At 57.5% G+C, this 15521-nt stretch carries 13 protein-coding genes; 7 read left to right on the top strand and 6 right to left on the bottom strand.

Annotated elements, in window-relative coordinates; genetic code table 11:
- Window positions 1-64: 64 nt before the first annotated feature.
- The 3 genes from purC to ACA108_16260 all read left to right on the top strand — a co-directional run bounded on the left by purC (window position 65) and on the right by ACA108_16260 (window position 3807).
- Complete coding sequence (purC, locus tag ACA108_16270; GenBank protein ID XEX94911.1) at window positions 65-778, top strand: phosphoribosylaminoimidazolesuccinocarboxamide synthase; 714 nt, start codon at window positions 65-67, stop codon at window positions 776-778.
- A 132-nt stretch (window positions 779-910) separates the two neighbouring features.
- A complete protein-coding gene (locus ACA108_16265) occupies window positions 911-1783 on the top strand; it encodes a neutral zinc metallopeptidase (protein XEX94910.1) in 873 nt (290 codons plus the stop codon).
- 23 nt (window positions 1784-1806) lie between these two features.
- Window positions 1807-3807, top strand: coding sequence for a tRNA(Met) cytidine acetyltransferase TmcA (locus ACA108_16260; GenBank protein XEX94909.1), 2001 nt, complete (start codon window positions 1807-1809; stop codon window positions 3805-3807).
- A 57-nt stretch (window positions 3808-3864) separates the two neighbouring features.
- Here ACA108_16260 and ACA108_16255 read toward each other — a convergent pair whose 3' ends face one another.
- Genes ACA108_16255 through ACA108_16245 form a run of 3 tightly spaced genes read right to left on the bottom strand, consistent with a single transcriptional unit; the run spans window position 3865 to window position 5574 of the window.
- Complete coding sequence (locus tag ACA108_16255; protein ID XEX94908.1) at window positions 3865-4056, bottom strand: YpfN family protein; 192 nt, start codon at window positions 4054-4056, stop codon at window positions 3865-3867.
- Between the two features lie 29 nt (window positions 4057-4085).
- Window positions 4086-5213, bottom strand: a complete 1128-nt coding sequence (gene dapE / locus ACA108_16250; GenBank protein ID XEX94907.1) for a succinyl-diaminopimelate desuccinylase — start codon at window positions 5211-5213, stop codon at window positions 4086-4088.
- A gap of 4 nt (window positions 5214-5217) precedes the next feature.
- Window positions 5218-5574 (bottom strand): ArsC family reductase, encoded by a 357-nt coding sequence (locus ACA108_16245; protein XEX94906.1) that lies wholly within the window; start codon window positions 5572-5574, stop codon window positions 5218-5220.
- 516 nt (window positions 5575-6090) lie between these two features.
- Here ACA108_16245 and ypfM point away from each other — a divergent pair.
- Window positions 6091-6150 (top strand): protein YpfM, encoded by a 60-nt coding sequence (gene ypfM, locus ACA108_16240; protein ID XEX98135.1) that lies wholly within the window; start codon window positions 6091-6093, stop codon window positions 6148-6150.
- A 131-nt stretch (window positions 6151-6281) separates the two neighbouring features.
- On the opposite strand, the gene acrD is transcribed toward ypfM, so the two are convergent.
- The 3 genes from acrD to narQ form a co-directional block, all read right to left on the bottom strand.
- Entirely contained in the window at window positions 6282-9398 is a 3117-nt protein-coding gene (gene acrD / locus ACA108_16235) for a multidrug efflux RND transporter permease AcrD (GenBank protein ID XEX94905.1), read from the bottom strand.
- Window positions 9399-9547: 149 nt separating this feature from the next.
- Window positions 9548-10192: a nitrate/nitrite response regulator protein NarP gene (gene narP / locus ACA108_16230; protein ID XEX94904.1), complete on the bottom strand. Its 645-nt coding sequence runs from the start codon at window positions 10190-10192 to the stop codon at window positions 9548-9550.
- Between the two features lie 15 nt (window positions 10193-10207).
- Complete coding sequence (narQ, locus tag ACA108_16225; protein ID XEX98134.1) at window positions 10208-11902, bottom strand: nitrate/nitrite two-component system sensor histidine kinase NarQ; 1695 nt, start codon at window positions 11900-11902, stop codon at window positions 10208-10210.
- A 388-nt stretch (window positions 11903-12290) separates the two neighbouring features.
- On the opposite strand from narQ, the gene napF reads away from it, so the two are divergent.
- The 3 genes from napF to napA are packed head-to-tail and all read left to right on the top strand — an operon-like array spanning window position 12291 to window position 15518.
- Complete coding sequence (gene napF / locus ACA108_16220) at window positions 12291-12782, top strand: ferredoxin-type protein NapF (GenBank protein XEX94903.1); 492 nt, start codon at window positions 12291-12293, stop codon at window positions 12780-12782.
- Window positions 12772-13035 carry a chaperone NapD gene (napD, locus tag ACA108_16215; protein XEX94902.1) on the top strand — a complete coding sequence of 88 codons (264 nt, stop codon included), beginning with the start codon at window positions 12772-12774 and terminating at the stop codon, window positions 13033-13035. The genes napF and napD overlap by 11 nt, the downstream gene beginning before the upstream one ends.
- The gene (napA, locus tag ACA108_16210) at window positions 13032-15518 is read left to right on the top strand and encodes a nitrate reductase catalytic subunit NapA (protein XEX94901.1); all 2487 of its coding nucleotides are present in this window, start codon (window positions 13032-13034) and stop codon (window positions 15516-15518) included. The genes napD and napA overlap by 4 nt, the downstream gene beginning before the upstream one ends.
- The last annotated feature ends 3 nt before the right edge of the window (window positions 15519-15521 follow it).

Genomic DNA, 15521 nt, shown 5'->3' with positions numbered 1-15521 from the left:
CGCAAACGTGTGCGTAGCCCCAGTTAGCGGAATTAATCGTTAAATCTCACCAGGAGTAAGAAAGATGCAAAAGCAAGCTGAGTTGTATCGTGGCAAAGCAAAGACCGTTTACAGCACCGAAAATCCGGATCTGTTGGTACTTGAGTTTCGCAATGATACGTCAGCAGGAGACGGTGCCCGCATCGAACAGTTCGATCGTAAAGGGATGGTGAACAATAAGTTTAACCATTTCATTATGGCGAAGCTGGAAGAGGCCGGTATTCCTACCCAAATGGAGCGGCTGCTCTCCGACAACGAAGTGCTGGTCAAAAAACTGGATATGGTGCCGGTGGAGTGCGTTATCCGTAACCGTGCGGCTGGCTCCCTGGTTAAGCGTCTGGGCATTGAAGAAGGCATTGTGCTCAATCCGCCGCTTTTCGACCTGTTCCTTAAGAACGACGAGATGCACGACCCGATGGTCAACGAATCTTATTGCGAAACCTTCGGCTGGGTGAACAAACAGAACCTTGCCCGCATGCGCGAGCTGAGCTACAAAGCGAACGAGGTGCTGAGCAAGCTGTTTGACGACGCGGGGCTTATTCTGGTGGACTTCAAGCTGGAGTTCGGTCTGTTCAAGGGCGAAGTGGTGCTGGGCGATGAGTTCTCACCGGACGGCAGCCGCCTGTGGGACAAAGAGACCCTGGACAAAATGGACAAAGACCGTTTCCGTCAGAGCCTCGGTGGGCTTGTTGAAGCTTATGAAGAAGTGGCTCGCCGCCTTGGCGTAGAAATCGACTAATTCCCCCACCGTGATTTTTTAAAGGCCGATTGTTTTGTACTTTCGGCCTTTTCACTGCACGCTTCCTATGGTAATCCGGCCGTTAACCACCTACGATCTAGCTATTACAAGCTGTGAATAATGGGGTAGGTTATGCGTTGGCAAGGTCGTCGTGAAAGCGACAATGTAGAAGACAGGCGAAATAATTCCTCCGGCCCGAGCTTAGGCGGCGGCGGTGGGTTTCGTATCCCTCGGGGTAAAGGCGGGCTGATCCTGCTGGTTGTCGTGGTTGTGGCCGGCTATTACGGCGTCGATCTTTCGGCCCTGCTTGGCGGCGGTCAGCCGCTCACACAGCAAACCACTCAGCGTTCCATCAGCCCAAATGATGACGAATCGGCTAAATTTACCTCGGTGATCCTCGCAACAACGGAAGACACCTGGGGACAAATCTTCCAGCAGATGGGGCGTAGCTACCAGCAGCCAAAGCTGGTGATGTACCGTGGTGCCACGCGCACTGGCTGCGGCACAGGGCAGTCAGTAATGGGGCCGTTCTACTGCCCGGTGGACAGCACCGTCTATATCGATCTCTCCTTCTATGACGAAATGAAAACCAAACTGGGCGCCGACGGCGACTTTGCCCAGGGCTACGTCATTGCTCACGAAGTGGGACACCACGTGCAGAAGCTGCTGGGCATCGAGCCGAAAGTACGCCAGCTGCAGCAAAATGCTTCGCAGGTTGAAGGCAACCATCTGTCGGTGAAAATGGAGCTACAGGCGGACTGCTTCGCGGGCGTCTGGGGGCACAGCATGCAGAAGCAGGAAGTGCTCGACGCGGGCGACCTGAAAGAAGCGCTTAATGCCGCCGAGGCCATTGGCGACGATCGCCTGCAGCAGCAGGGGCAGGGCCGCGTGGTACCGGATAGCTTCACGCACGGTACCTCCGAGCAGCGTTACACCTGGTTTAAGCGCGGCTTCGACAGCGGTGACCCGGCGCAGTGTAATACCTTTGGTAACAGCGTCCGCTAGCCGCAGCAAGAAGGAAGGCGAGCATGGAGCAGCTAAGGCAGGCGACAGCCGAAATGGCCCGCAGCGGCATTCGCCGCATGCTGGTTATCGCAGGCGAAGCGGTATGGTGTAGCCAGCAGGTCGGCACGGTGGCCGGCCAGCTTCCCGGCGACTGGCTGTGGGTTGGCGCGGCGCCGGAGTTTCCCGTGAACTGCGCGCCATCTGCCGTGCGTACGCTGCTGGGCCGTGAATTTTTACATGCTGTTTTTGATGCCCGCAACGGGCTGGATGCCGAAGCGCTGGCCGCCGTTGCGGGGACGCTGAAAGCGGGCAGCTGGCTGGTTCTGCTGGTGCCTGACTGGACGCGCTGGCCCATGCTTCCCGATGCGGACTCGTGCCGCTGGAGCGACCGCCCGCAGGCCATCCCGACGCCTAACTTTGTTAATCACCTCAGGCGCAGCGTTGAGGCCGACGGGGAGTCTTTTCTCTGGCAGCAGCATCATCCTCTGTATTTACCCGAGTTTATAGTCCGCCCGCAGTGGCACCCGGCGAACGGTTCGCCCGAGCTGGAACAGGCGGATATCCTTGCTTCGCTCCGGTCTCTAATGTCTGGCGTAGCCGTCGTGACCGCGCCGCGTGGGCGGGGAAAATCTGCGCTAGCGGGAATGTTCGTCAGCAGCCTTCCCAGTAAAGCGATTGTCACTGCACCCACCCGGGGAGCAACGGACGTGCTGGCGCTCCACGCGGGGGATAAATTCAACTTTGTTGCGCCGGATGCCCTGCTGGCCCAACAGCAAAAACCTGACGCTGACTGGCTGATTATCGACGAAGCCGCAGCGCTTCCTGCACCGCAGCTGCGCAGACTTATCGCTCTCTTTCCTCGCACCCTGCTGACCACGACGGTGCAGGGCTATGAAGGCACAGGGCGAGGCTTCCTGCTTAAGTTCTGCGCCAGCATCGCGGATCTGAAGCGTTACAGCCTTTCAACGCCGATTCGCTGGGCGAAGAACGATCCGCTTGAAATCCTGCTCGACGCGATTTTGCTTTTCGATGAGGCGGACGTTACCGACGTGTCCGGTAGCGCCGTTGAGCTTAACGCCGTAGAGCAGCGTGATGGTGAACAGATCCAGCAGATGTACCGCCTGCTCTCCGGGGCGCACTACCGCACCTCACCGCTGGACTGGCGCAGAATGCTGGACGCTCCAGGGCAGCATTTCATTGCGGCAGGCGCCGGTGACGGCACCGTCGGGGCAGCCTGGCTGGTGGAAGAAGGTGGGCTGGATGAAAACCTGAGCCGCGCCGTGTGGGCAGGCTTTCGTCGTCCCCGTGGAAATCTAGTGGCGCAGTCCCTGGCTGCACATGGCGGCAGCCCGCTTGCGGCAACCCTGCGTGGGCTGCGCGTAAGCCGCATTGCCGTGCATCCTCTGCGCCAGCGTCAGCAGCTCGGCGGACGGATGATAGCCATGGCGAAAGCGCTCGCCCGGCGCGGTTTTGATTATCTGTCGGTCAGCTTTGGTTTTACCGATGAGCTATGGCGATTCTGGGAAAGCTGCGGATTTGTGCTGGTGCGGGTGGGCAGCCACCGGGAAGCGAGCAGCGGCTGCTATACCGCGATGGCGCTCCTGCCGTTAAGCGTTGAAGGTGAGGCGCTGACCCGCTTCGAAGCGCAGCGTCTGACGCGGGATATCACCTGGCTGCAGCCGTGGATAGACGAGCCTTTGCCCGTCATGCCGTCCGCAGAGGCAGCGTTAAATGATGATGACTGGTATGAGCTCGCAGGCTTTGCCTTTGCGCATCGTCCCGTTGAGGCGTGTACTGGCTCGCTTAACCGCCTGCTTCAGACGAGCGAACTGCCGCTGAATGCTCTGCGGGGAAGAGTTCAGGCGCGGCTGACAGCGGAGCAGGTTTGCGAGAAGCTTCGCCTTTCCGGGCGTAAAGCTTTGCTGGCCGCCATGCGTCAGGAGGCGGAGCAGGCTCTTATTTTGCTTGATAAACCGAAGGGCGAGGCGTTGAAAACCGCCGTTAAGCAGTTGCAGGTCGGGTAAGCTTACGTCACCCGACCTTGTAAGGGCGGATGACGTTTACGTCGATCCACCCGTGTTCTAAGGCTTCTTCTTAGGAAAGTCGTCTTCGTCATCCCACTTATCGTTAAAGTCACGATGCGGTGGAAGCTCGGGCTTGTTTGCCATGTATTTCTTCGGGTCGATGCGTTTCAAATCCTTAATCACGTTAAGGAAGATGCCTAACAGCAGCACCAGAACGATAATCCACCAGTAATGCGAGAGCCATTCCATGCCGGTACCTCTTTGAGTTGTACGGCCCGTCAGGCGACGAGCTGTTCCATAATACGCTGATACATGCGGGCCAGAAGCTGCAGATCGGCGGCGTTTACACACTCATTAATTTTATGAATGGTCGCGTTCACCGGCCCCAGCTCCACAACCTGCGCCCCCATCCGCGCGATAAAGCGTCCATCAGAGGTGCCACCCGTGGTTAACAGCTGCGGCCTGATCTCATTATAGTGCTCAACCGCGTTCACTACCGCATCCACCAGCTTACCACGTGAGGTAAGGAACGGTTGACCCGACAGCCACCAGTCGAGCGTGTAGCGCAGCTGGTGTTTCTCGAGCAGGGCAATGACGCGCTGCTTGATGTCGGCATCCGTCAGCTCGGTGCTGAAGCGGAAGTTGAACTGCACAAACATGTCGCCCGGGATGACGTTGTTGCTGCCGGTCCCTGCCTGCACGTTGGCAATCTGCATGCTGGTGGCCGGGAAGAATTCGTTGCCCTTGTCCCACTCGATACCGACCAGCTCGTTGAGCATTGGCGCGGCGCGATGAACCGGGTTGTCCGCCAGATGCGGGTAGGCGACGTGCCCCTGGACGCCATGGATGGTCAGGTTGCAGGTCAGCGAGCCGCGGCGGCCATTTTTCACCACGTCCCCAACGACTTCGGTACTGGAAGGCTCACCCACCAGACAGTAGTCCAGGCGTTCACGGCGTTCCATCAGCGTTTCAACCACCTTAACGGTACCATTTTTAGCGCTGGCCTCTTCATCTGAGGTGATCAGGAAGGCCAGGCGACCACGGTGATTCGGGTGCTGAGCGACAAAACGTTCGGCTGCGACCACCATCGCCGCCAGCGACCCTTTCATGTCGGCGGCACCACGGCCAAACAGCATGCCGTCGCGGATAGTGGGTTCAAACGGTGGGTTGATCCAGCGGTCCGCATCGCCGGACGGCACGACGTCGGTGTGACCAGCAAACGCCAGCGTTTCCCCTTGTCCTCGCCATGCCCAGAAGTTTTGCGTGTCGCCAAAATCCATATGCTCGACGGTAAAACCAATCGCGCGCAGCCGCTCAATCAGCAGCGCCTGGCAGCCTGCATCGTCTGGGCTAAGGGAAGGGCGGCGGATAAGCTGTTGCGTCAGCTCGATAACCGGGCAGGACATAGCACTATACCTCGTTGATAAACTGCTGATAGTTTGATTCGTTGAAACCCAGCAGCATAGGCTGCCCGGGCGCGCAGAGCAATGGTCGTTTAATCATTGCGGGCATTTCCAACATTAATGCGGCGGCGCCTGCCGCGTCTTTAATGGATTCGCGGCGCGCTTCGTCCAGCTTGCGCCAGGTGGTGCCACGGGTATTGAGCAGCGCTTCCCAGCCCAGCTCCGCAATAAAACCGTTCAGCAGCTCAGCACCAAGGCCGTCCGTGCGGTAGTCATGAAACTGGTACTCCACGCCGTTTGACTCCAGCCAGCGGCGCGCTTTTTTGATGGTGTCGCAATTTTTAATGCCGTAGAGGGTGATCACGGAGATTCAGTCCTTATGTCGAAATTCTGAATTTTTAATCAGATAATTAGCATGATTAAAAGATGATAAAAAAGTGCCAGGGAAAAATATAACCTGATTACTACTCTTTTCATCAGATAATATAACCGTTGCGCTGCATTTCGAATAATATTTCATCAATTATGCATCCGGCATCCTTCTTCAGTAATTGAAAAGCATCACATTAATGAGTTTCGTCTTAAACCCATACTGCATAGTTAAATAGCTTCTGCATTCTTTGACACGGCTGCTCACGCCCCCGTCCCGCTTAGATTCCGCCTGGCCTGCGCTTCCTTATTTCTTTATAAAAATTCTGAAATTGGCAGAAACATTTTGTTTCAGGTGCTGCGTCACATTATTCGCCAAAGTACGGGTTAAGATTAGGGGTATACGTAAAGTCGTTAATATGCGATGGCGGTCATAAAAGCAGCTATTCAGAATGGATTCCAACCGTAAAATGGATTGCGTATAATTAAAGCAATTATAAGAGAGGCCGTTATGATTGAGCATGAACTAGGGAACTGGAAAGATTTCATTGAAGATATGCTTCGTAAATGATCTGACCAGACGAGCAACAGCAGGATGTTCTTATTGAAATGCTTCGGTAAGCGACACCAGCAAATTAAGAAGATGTACCAGCAAAAAGGCGACCGAAAAGGCCGCCTTTTTTGTTGCTGTCAATTTACGGGCTAATCGTTGTGCGGCTCTTTGAGCGGGAAGCGGCGACGTACCAGCACAAAGAACAGCGGCACAAAGAAAATAGCCAGCACGGTCGCGGAAATCATGCCGCCCATCACGCCCGTCCCGACGGCGTGCTGGCTGCCGGAGCCCGCACCGCTGCTGGTCGCCATTGGCAGTACGCCGAAGATAAAGGCCAGCGAGGTCATCAGGATCGGACGCAACCGCTGGCGGCAGGCGTCAAGCGTGGCGGAGACCAGTTCGCGGCCCTGCGCATTCAGGTCGTTGGCAAACTCGACGATCAGGATGGCGTTCTTGGCCGAAAGCCCGATGACCGTCAGCAGACCCACCTGGAAATAAACGTCGTTTTCCAGCCCCCGCATCCAGGTGGCGAGCAGCGCCCCGATAACACCCAGCGGTACCACCAGCATGACCGAGAACGGCACCGACCAGCTCTCATAGAGCGCGGCCAGGCACAGGAAGACCACCAGCAGAGAAATCGCATACAGAGCAGGAGCCTGAGCGCCGGACAGGCGTTCCTGATACGACATTCCCGTCCACTCCAGGCCAAAGCCGTTAGGCAGTTTTTTCACCAGCTGTTCCATGATATCCATCGCCGTACCGGTGCTGACGCCCGGCGCAGATTCCCCGACGATCTCAAGCGCAGAATAGCCGTTATAGCGCTCCAGCCGCGGTGACCCCGTTTCCCAGTGCATGCTGGCAAAGGCGGAGAAGGGCACCATACCGCCGTCTTTATTGCGTACGTACCACTGGTTAATGTCATCGGGGAGCATGCGGAATTTGGCGGCGGCCTGCACGTAGACCTTCTTCACGCGGCCGCGATCCATAAAGTCGTTAACATAGCTCGACCCCCAGGCCGTTTGCAGCGTGTTGTTGATGTCGTCGATGGAAACGCCCAGCGCCTGGGCCTTACGCTGATCGATATCTATCTGCATCTGTGGGCTGTCGTCCAGCCCGTTGTGACGTACGCGGGTCAGTAATTTCTCGTCGCCGGCCATGTTCAGCAGCTGGTCGCGAGCGGCCATCAGCGCGTGGTGCCCGGCGCCGCCGTGGTCCTGCAGCTCCATATCGAAGCCCGCGGCGTTGCCCAGCCCGCTGATAGCCGGAGGGCTGCTGGCAATCACTCGTGCTTCTTTGATTTTATGAAAGGCTTTGGTGGCCCGCTCGATAATGGCGAAGGAACTGCCGTTATCCGGGTCGCGATCGTCCCAGTCTTTCAGGCGCACAAACATACGCGCCACGTTCTGGCCGTTCCCGCCGGGGCCTGCGCCGATGGTCGAAAACACGGACAGCACGTTATTTTTCTCCTGAGTGAGATAGTACTGCTCGATCTTCGCCACGACTTTTGCCGTCTGCTGCTGGGTAGAGCCACTCGGCAGCTGGACCGAAGTGGTGAATACGCCGCGGTCTTCCAGCGGCAAGAATGACGTTGGCAGACGCAGGAATAAGAAGACCATGCCGCCCAGCAGCACCACATAAATCAGCATCCAGCGGGCGCTGTGGTTCAGAATTTTACCCACGCTGCTTTCATAGCGCAGGGCGTTACGGTTGAACATCCTGTTAAACCAGCCGAAGAAACCTTTCTGGCCGTGGTGTTGGCCCTTGCGTAGCGGTTTAAGGATGGTGGCGCAGAGGGCTGGCGTAAGAATTAACGCAACCAATACCGACAGCACCATTGCCGACACAATCGTAATAGAGAACTGCCGGTAGATAGCCCCGGTGGTGCCGCCAAAGAAGGCCATCGGCACGAATACAGCGGAAAGCACCATCGCAATCCCCACCAGCGCGCCCTGGATCTGGCCCATCGACTTACGTGTTGCTTCCCGGGGCGACAGCCCTTCTTCGCTCATGATGCGCTCTACGTTTTCCACCACCACGATGGCGTCGTCGACCAGCAGGCCGATGGCCAGCACCATGGCGAACATTGTCAGGGTGTTGATGCTGTAGCCGAACGAGTAGAGCACGGCGTAAGTTCCCAGCAGTACCACCGGGACGGCGATGGTCGGAATCAGCGTGGCCCTGAAGTTCTGCAAGAAAAGATACATGACGAAGAACACCAGCAGGATAGCTTCCAGCAGGGTCTTCACAACGTCTTTGATGGAAGCCTTAACGAACGGCGTAGTTTCATAGGCAATTTTTGCTTCCAGCCCGTGGGGGAAGTACTGCGAAAGCTCTTCGATTTTGGCGCGAGCGAGCCTGTCCGTTTCCATTTCGTTGGCACCGGAGGCAAGCTTAATGCCCAGCCCGGATGCGGCCTGGCCGTTATAGCGACTCAGATAGTCATATTTTTCTGCACCCAGCTCAACCGTCGCCACGTCGCCCAGGGTAACAAGCGAACCGTCCTGATTTACGCGCAGGGTAATGTCTTTGAATTGCTGTGGCGTTTGCAGTAAGGACTGCGAGTTAACGGTCGCGTTCAGCGCCTGCATATCAACCGACGGCGTGCCGCCCAGCTGACCAACGGCAATCTGCGCGTTCTGGGAGCTGATGGCGTTGACCACGTCCTGGGTCGTCATCTGGTAGCTGGTCAGTTTGGTCGGATCGAGCCAGATGCGCATGGAGTACTGTGAACCGTAGGCGTCTACGTCCCCGACCCCGTTAATACGGCTGATGGGATCCTGGATATTACTCGCCACGTAGTCGGCGATATCCTGCTTGTCCATGCTGCCGTCGGTAGAGACGAAGGCGATCATCAGGATATTGCTGTCGCCGGTCTTACGCACCGTCACGCCCTGGGTCTGCACGTCCTGCGGCAGCTTACGCAGCGCGGACTGGAGCTGGTTCTGCACCTGCTGTACGGCTTCATCCGGGTCGGTGCCCGCCTTGAAGCTGAGCGTAATGGTGGCCTGGCCGGTGCTGCTGCTCTGGGACGACATATACATCATGTTGTCCAGGCCGGTCATGTTCTGTTCGATAACCTGGGTGACGGTGTTTTCCAGCGTCTGGGCGGAAGCCCCTGGGTAATTAGCCGTTATGCGCACGTTAGGCGGCGCGAGGTCCGGGTATTGCTCAACGGGGAGCGAAAAGATAGCAAGCGTACCGGTGAGGCATAAAATAATGGCCAGCACCCAGGCAAAAATGGGGCGATTGATAAAGAAATTCGCCATCTGGTCAGGACCTCGTAAGCACTTCAGACTGTCGTTAGGGGGGCAGTTGACACTTTAGCCCTATCCGCCTGCCCAAACGTGGAGAAAATGAGGAGATAATGTAAATGATCTTAGCCTGACACAGCCCATCGCGCCGGGGATTCAACGGGTTAAACCCCGCGGCTTTCGAAATACAGCACGGTAGCCGCCACGCGTGAACGCACCTGAAGCTTGCGCAGTAAGTTGCGGATATGCACTTTGACCGTCTCTTCGGAGATATGCAGCCCTGCTGCTATCTGCTTGTTAGACAGGCCGCGGGCCACTTCCTGCAGTACATCCAGCTCCCGCTCCGTCAACGCAGCAAAGGGATCGCTACCGCGTTTTTCCGTCCCGCGATTATGCAGATACTCTGCCACCTGAGCGCTGAACGCTTCGCCGCCCTTTGCTCCACGCCGGATATCATCCAGTAACACTTCCGGATCGCTGTCCTTGAGCAGGTAGCCGTCGGCACCGGCATCAATCAGCGTGAAGATGTCGCTTTTCGAGTCGGATACGGTCAGTACGATAATGCGCGCGTTGATCCCTTCCCGCCGCAGAGCGTTCAGCGTATCCAGGCCGCTCAGGCCTTTCATATTAAGATCCAGCAGAATCAAATCAGGGCTGAGGCGATTCGCAAGGCTTATTGCCTCCGTGCCGCTGCTGGCTTCGGCCACTACCTTAAAACTGTCGTCCATTTCCAGCAGCTGGCGGATACCCCGCCGCATCAGCGGATGGTCATCAACAACCAGTACCTCACAGACATGTTGCTCACTCATTGCTGCTCCTGCGTTTTAATTATCGTTATTGTCTGAAGTCGATGAACGAAACGTTATCGAGATCAGCGTCCCGCCCTCGGCGGGGCGGGAAATTGTCAGCGTGCCGCCCAGCCGGGCCGCACGTTCATGCATAATATTCAAACCATAATGGCCTTCCGGCTCCTTCAGGCTGGCGATACCGCTGCCGTTATCAAGAATAGATGCCCTGTGCTCGCCTTCAGGGGAGGTCGCGCAGGTTATGGAAATGTCCTGCGCACCGGCGTGTTTAATCGCGTTGAGCACGGCCTCACGAATAATTTGCAGCAGATGCACCTGCTGCTGGGCGTCCAGCGCCTGGGTCGGCATGGTGCAGTCCAGATGGATAGCGGCATCCGTTTGCTGGCGGAGCGGGGCAATCATCTCCCTGAGCGCGGCGGGCAGGTCTGCCTGTTGCAGCGTCAGGCGGAACGTGGTCAGCAGCTCGCGAAGCTGTCGGTAGGCGTCATTCAGCGCCTGCGAAAAATCATCGATGATGCGCCGGGCATTGTGATTCTCTTCCGGCACCGAGCGTTTGAGCAGCGTCAACTGGATGCGCAAATAGGAGAGCACCTGGGCCAGGGAGTCGTGCAGCTCGCGGGCAATTGTCGCGCGCTCCTGCATCAGCAGCAGCTGCTGATAGTGTTTCTGTGCCTGGTTGAAGTAAAGCCCGCGCCCGAGCATATTCGCCACGCTTTGCATCAGCGCCAGGGGCGGCATGCCCGCGGTAGCCTGCCAGCGCAGCTGCCCCAGCTCATGATCCTGCTGCATGACCGGCACCGACTGCCACAGCACGTCGCTGCGCTGCGTCCCCTCTCGCAGCAGCCAGTTCTCGCCAACCTGCAGTTCCAGATAGCCCACCTGCTCTTTCTGGCGCACCAGCTGCAAAATTTGCGTAAAGCAGTGCTGGTCGATGGTGCTGACGTTCAGCGCCTGGGAGCAGGAGTAAAGCACTTCAAGAGTCCGATTCGCCTCCTGCAGGCTCAGCGTTTTTTGTTCGACCTTTTCTTCCAGCGAGCGATAAAGCCGCTGCAGCTCATCCGCCATACGCGTGAAGCTGTGCGCCAGCAGACCGATCTCGTTAGGCAGAGCGGTATCCAGCGGCTGGAAGCTAAATTCCCCCCGTTCGATTGATTCGCTGGCAAGCATCAGCTTATTGAGCGGGGCCACGACCTGATGGCGGAAGCGGCGGAGGGTAAAAAAGACCAGCGTGAAGATAGCGATAAAGCCCACAACGGAAGTGGTGACCACCTGCATCATTTTGCGCTCTGCGTAGTGCTGAAGGGCCAGCACATACTCATCAATTTGCTCCACGTAGGCCGTGATATTGGCGTCATACCAGGCTTTATCGCCCTGGCGGATATGCCGCTCCATATGGGCCCAGGTATCGTTAAGGGCGTTGTAGCGTTCGAGAACCTCCTGTGGGATCCACAGGCGGCCAGGGTTGATAAGCGCCTGCGAGCCTAATGTCCGGTTATACATCGCCAGATGTTCCTGAATGCGGCTGCCGCTGCCCTGTAAATCGTACCCCAGGCGATAGCTCTGCATCCGCAGCGACCCGGCAACGTTCACCGCTTCGGCATCGCGCAGGCTGCTGGCAAGCGTGATCAGCGCAACGCCCGTGGAGAGCATGGAGAGCAGGACAATATAGAAAAAGGCGCGGGCAAGGCTTGCCCGGACCGAGCGTTGCAGCATCACAAGGCGAAAGTCTCTGAAAATCACTGGTGGGCGAAACGTACCAGAAACCCGGGCTGGCTCAAACGTTTGTTGGCGTTATTTCGGCACGGGTTCCAAAACTAAACTTTGCCGTTAACGTCGGGCGATCGGAACTGTTTCATTGGTTTTACAACCGTATCCGAATCTATGTCCCTTCAGCTGTTGCTTAAAGTGTTCTCCTTTCCTGCAAACCGTACCCCTTTTTGATCCCACAACGGCATTTACCCCTTTAGGGGGATGCCGCTACTCCCCCTTTGTCACATAACGTACCACTCATATAAAAACCCGTGGAAAACTGCGGATATAACAGTGATGTCTTTGCCGGCTGCAGGTCGATAGTCGGCGTTTTTGAAGCAAGGACGGGCAAATGGCTGAACTCTCCCGACGTGGATTATTAACCGGTAGCTGGCGCGGTGGCGCGGCGGCTTTTCGTCCTCCGTGGAGCGGCGATGAACACCATTTCCTGCTCGAATGCCTTCGATGCAACGACTGTCTGCCGGTTTGCGAAACCCGAATTTTACGGCGCGGGCAGGGCGGCTATCCCGAAGTGGATTTCAACCTGGGTGAATGCACCTTCTGCTACGCCTGCGCAGAGGCCTGTCCGCAGCAGCTTTTCAGCGCGCGGGAATCTTCCCCCTGGGAACACACTCTATTTATCGGCGATACCTGCATGGCCTACAGCCAGGTGGAGTGCCGCAGCTGTCAGGACGCCTGTGAGACGCAGGCCATCACGTTCATACCTTCTTCGCAGGGGATCTCTCTGCCTCAGCTTAACCGCTCGGCCTGTAACGCCTGCGGCGGCTGTATTTCCGGATGCCCGGTATCCGCACTAACCATGAGGCACGCCGATGCAAACTAGCTGGCACGTCTGTGGCCTGGTCGTTCAGGCCCACCCGCAGCATATCGCGACCGTCAGCGCCGCCCTGAGCGAACTGGACGGTAGCGAAGTCGCCGTCAGCGATGCCGAACACGGCAAGCTGGTGGTTGTCATGGAGGCGGCACAAAGCGACGTGCTGCTTCGTCAAATTGAGTCGGCACGCAACATTGCAAACGTGCTGGCGGTGTCGCTGGTTTATCACCAGCAGGATGAGCAAGGTGAGGAAACACCATGAAACTCAGTCGTCGTAGTTTTATGAAGGCGAACGCCGTCGCGGCAGCCGCAGCGGCGGCAGGCCTCAGCGTGCCCTCAGTGGCCCGCGCGGTAGTCGGCAAAGAAGAAGCAATCAAATGGGATAAAGCTCCGTGCCGTTTCTGCGGCACCGGCTGCGGCGTGCTGGTCGGCACGCAGAATGGCCGTATCGTGGCAAGCCAGGGCGACCCTGAAGCGCCGGTTAACCGTGGCCTGAACTGCGTTAAAGGCTACTTCCTGCCGAAAATAATGTACGGCAAAGATCGTCTGACCCAGCCGCTGCTGCGCATGAGAGACGGCAGATTTGATAAAGAAGGCGAGTTCGCACCGGTGAGCTGGGAGCAGGCCTTCGACATCATGGAAGAAAAATTTAAAACCAGCCTCAAAGCCAAAGGGCCAGAATCTGTCGGCATGTTCGGCTCCGGCCAGTGGACCGTGTGGGAAGGCTATGCGGCGGCGAAGTTGTTTAAAGCCGGGTTCCGCACCAATAACATTGACCCGAATGCGCGTCATTGCATGGCCTCGGCGGTAGTGGGTTTTATGCGTACCTTCGGTATGGATGAGCCGATGGGCTGCTATGACGACATCGAGCAGGCGGACGCCTTCGTGCTGTGGGGCTCCAACATGGCGGAGATGCACCCGGTACTCTGGTCGCGCATTACCAACCGCCGCCTCTCCGGCGACAATGTTGAAGTCGCCGTGCTCTCCACCTTCCAGCACCGCAGCTTCGAGCTGGCGGATAACGGCATGGTGTTCACGCCGCAGAGCGATCTGGTCATCCTCAACTACATCGCCAACTACATTATTCAGAACAACGCGGTGAACGAGGCGTTCTTTAAGCAGCACGTGAACCTGCGCCGGGGCGTAACGGATATCGGCTATGGCCTGCGCCCTACGCACTCGCTGGAAAAGGCGGCGAAGAATCCAGGTTCTGATAAATCCGACCCGATGACCTTCGACGAGTACAAAGCATTTGTTGCGGAGTACACGCTGGAGAAAACCTCAGAGATGAGCGGTGTACCCACCGACCAGCTGGAAGCGCTGGCGAAGCTCTATGCCGACCCGAACAAGAAAGTTGTCTCCTACTGGACGATGGGCTTTAACCAGCACTCGCGCGGCGTGTGGGCGAACAACCTCGTTTATAACCTGCATCTGTTAACCGGCAAGATTTCAAAGCCCGGCTGCGGCCCGTTCTCGTTAACCGGCCAGCCTTCCGCCTGCGGCACCGCTCGCGAAGTCGGGACTTTCTCACACCGTCTGCCTGCGGATATGGTCGTGACCAACGACAAGCACCGGGCAATTGCGGAAAACACCTGGCAGCTGCCTGCGGGCACGATTCCTGCCAAAGTTGGCCTGCACGCCGTCGCCCAGGACAGAGCGCTGAAAGACGGCAAGCTCAACGTCTACTGGGTAATGTGCAACAACAACATGCAGGCCGGGCCGAACATTAACGAAGAGCGCATGCCGGGCTGGCGCGATCCGCGTAACTTCATCATCGTCTCCGATCCCTATCCCACCATCAGCGCGCTGTCGGCGGATCTCATTCTGCCAACGGCAATGTGGGTGGAAAAAGAGGGCGCTTACGGCAACGCCGAACGTCGCACCCAGTTCTGGCGTCAGCAGGTTAAGGCACCGGGCGAGGCGAAATCGGATCTCTGGCAGCTGGTGGAGTTTGCGAAGCGTTTCAAAGTGGAAGAGGTGTGGCCTGCGGAGCTAGTGGATCAGAAGCCGGAATATCGCGGTAAGACGCTGTTCGACGTGCTGTTTGCCAGCGAAAACGTCAGCAAATTCCCGGTCAGCGAGCTGGCTAAAGATCAGCTTAACGATGAATCCCGCGAGCTGGGCTTCTATCTGCAAAAAGGGCTGTTCGAGGAGTACGCTTCCTTTGGTCGCGGCCACGGGCACGACCTGGCTCCGTTCGACGATTACCACAAAGCGCGCGGCCTGCGCTGGCCGGTGGTGAACGGCAAAGAGACGCTGTGGCGCTACAGCGAAGGCCACGATCCTTACGTGAAGGCGGGCGAGGGCTTTAAGTTTTACGGCAAGCCGGACGGCAAGGCGGTGATCTTTGCGCTGCCGTTTGAGCCAGCGGCGGAGTCGCCGGATCAGGAGTATGACCTGTGGCTGTCAACCGGCCGCGTTCTGGAACACTGGCATACCGGCACCATGACGCGTCGCGTGCCTGAGCTGCATCGCGCCTTCCCTGAAGCCGTGCTGTTCATCCACCCGCTGGATGCGAAATCCCGCGATCTGCGCCGCGGCGACAAAGTGAAGGTGATGTCCCGCCGCGGCGAGATTATCTCCATCGTTGAAACGCGCGGGCGCAACCGTCCGCCGCAGGGGCTGGTCTACATGCCGTTCTTCGATGCGGCGCAGCTGGTCAACAATCTGACGCTCGACGCCACCGACCCGCTCTCCAAAGAGACGGATTTCAAGAAGTGCGCCGTGAAGCTGGCGAAGGTCTAAGGG

Origin of the sequence: Dryocola sp. LX212, assembly GCA_041504365.1 — a bacterium.
Lineage (GTDB): Bacteria > Pseudomonadota > Gammaproteobacteria > Enterobacterales > Enterobacteriaceae > Dryocola.
The sequence above is the reverse complement of the archived record's forward strand: the minus strand, read 5'-3'. Positions and strand labels throughout refer to the sequence as shown.

What these genes read in the sequence shown, in the direction of transcription:
- ACA108_16255 (XEX94908.1), bottom strand. Translation starts at nt 4,056, where the DNA reads ATGGAATGGCTCTCGCATTACTGGTGGATTATCGTTCTGGTGCTGCTG.
- narP (XEX94904.1), bottom strand. Translation starts at nt 10,192, where the DNA reads ATGAGTGAGCAACATGTCTGTGAGGTACTGGTTGTTGATGACCATCCG.
- purC (XEX94911.1), top strand. Translation starts at nt 65, where the DNA reads ATGCAAAAGCAAGCTGAGTTGTATCGTGGCAAAGCAAAGACCGTTTAC.
- ACA108_16265 (XEX94910.1), top strand. Translation starts at nt 911, where the DNA reads ATGCGTTGGCAAGGTCGTCGTGAAAGCGACAATGTAGAAGACAGGCGA.
- napD (XEX94902.1), top strand. Translation starts at nt 12,772, where the DNA reads ATGCAAACTAGCTGGCACGTCTGTGGCCTGGTCGTTCAGGCCCACCCG.
- acrD (XEX94905.1), bottom strand. Translation starts at nt 9,398, where the DNA reads ATGGCGAATTTCTTTATCAATCGCCCCATTTTTGCCTGGGTGCTGGCC.
- ACA108_16260 (XEX94909.1), top strand. Translation starts at nt 1,807, where the DNA reads ATGGAGCAGCTAAGGCAGGCGACAGCCGAAATGGCCCGCAGCGGCATT.
- narQ (XEX98134.1), bottom strand. Translation starts at nt 11,902, where the DNA reads ATGCTGCAACGCTCGGTCCGGGCAAGCCTTGCCCGCGCCTTTTTCTAT.
- napF (XEX94903.1), top strand. Translation starts at nt 12,291, where the DNA reads ATGGCTGAACTCTCCCGACGTGGATTATTAACCGGTAGCTGGCGCGGT.
- napA (XEX94901.1), top strand. Translation starts at nt 13,032, where the DNA reads ATGAAACTCAGTCGTCGTAGTTTTATGAAGGCGAACGCCGTCGCGGCA.
- dapE (XEX94907.1), bottom strand. Translation starts at nt 5,213, where the DNA reads ATGTCCTGCCCGGTTATCGAGCTGACGCAACAGCTTATCCGCCGCCCT.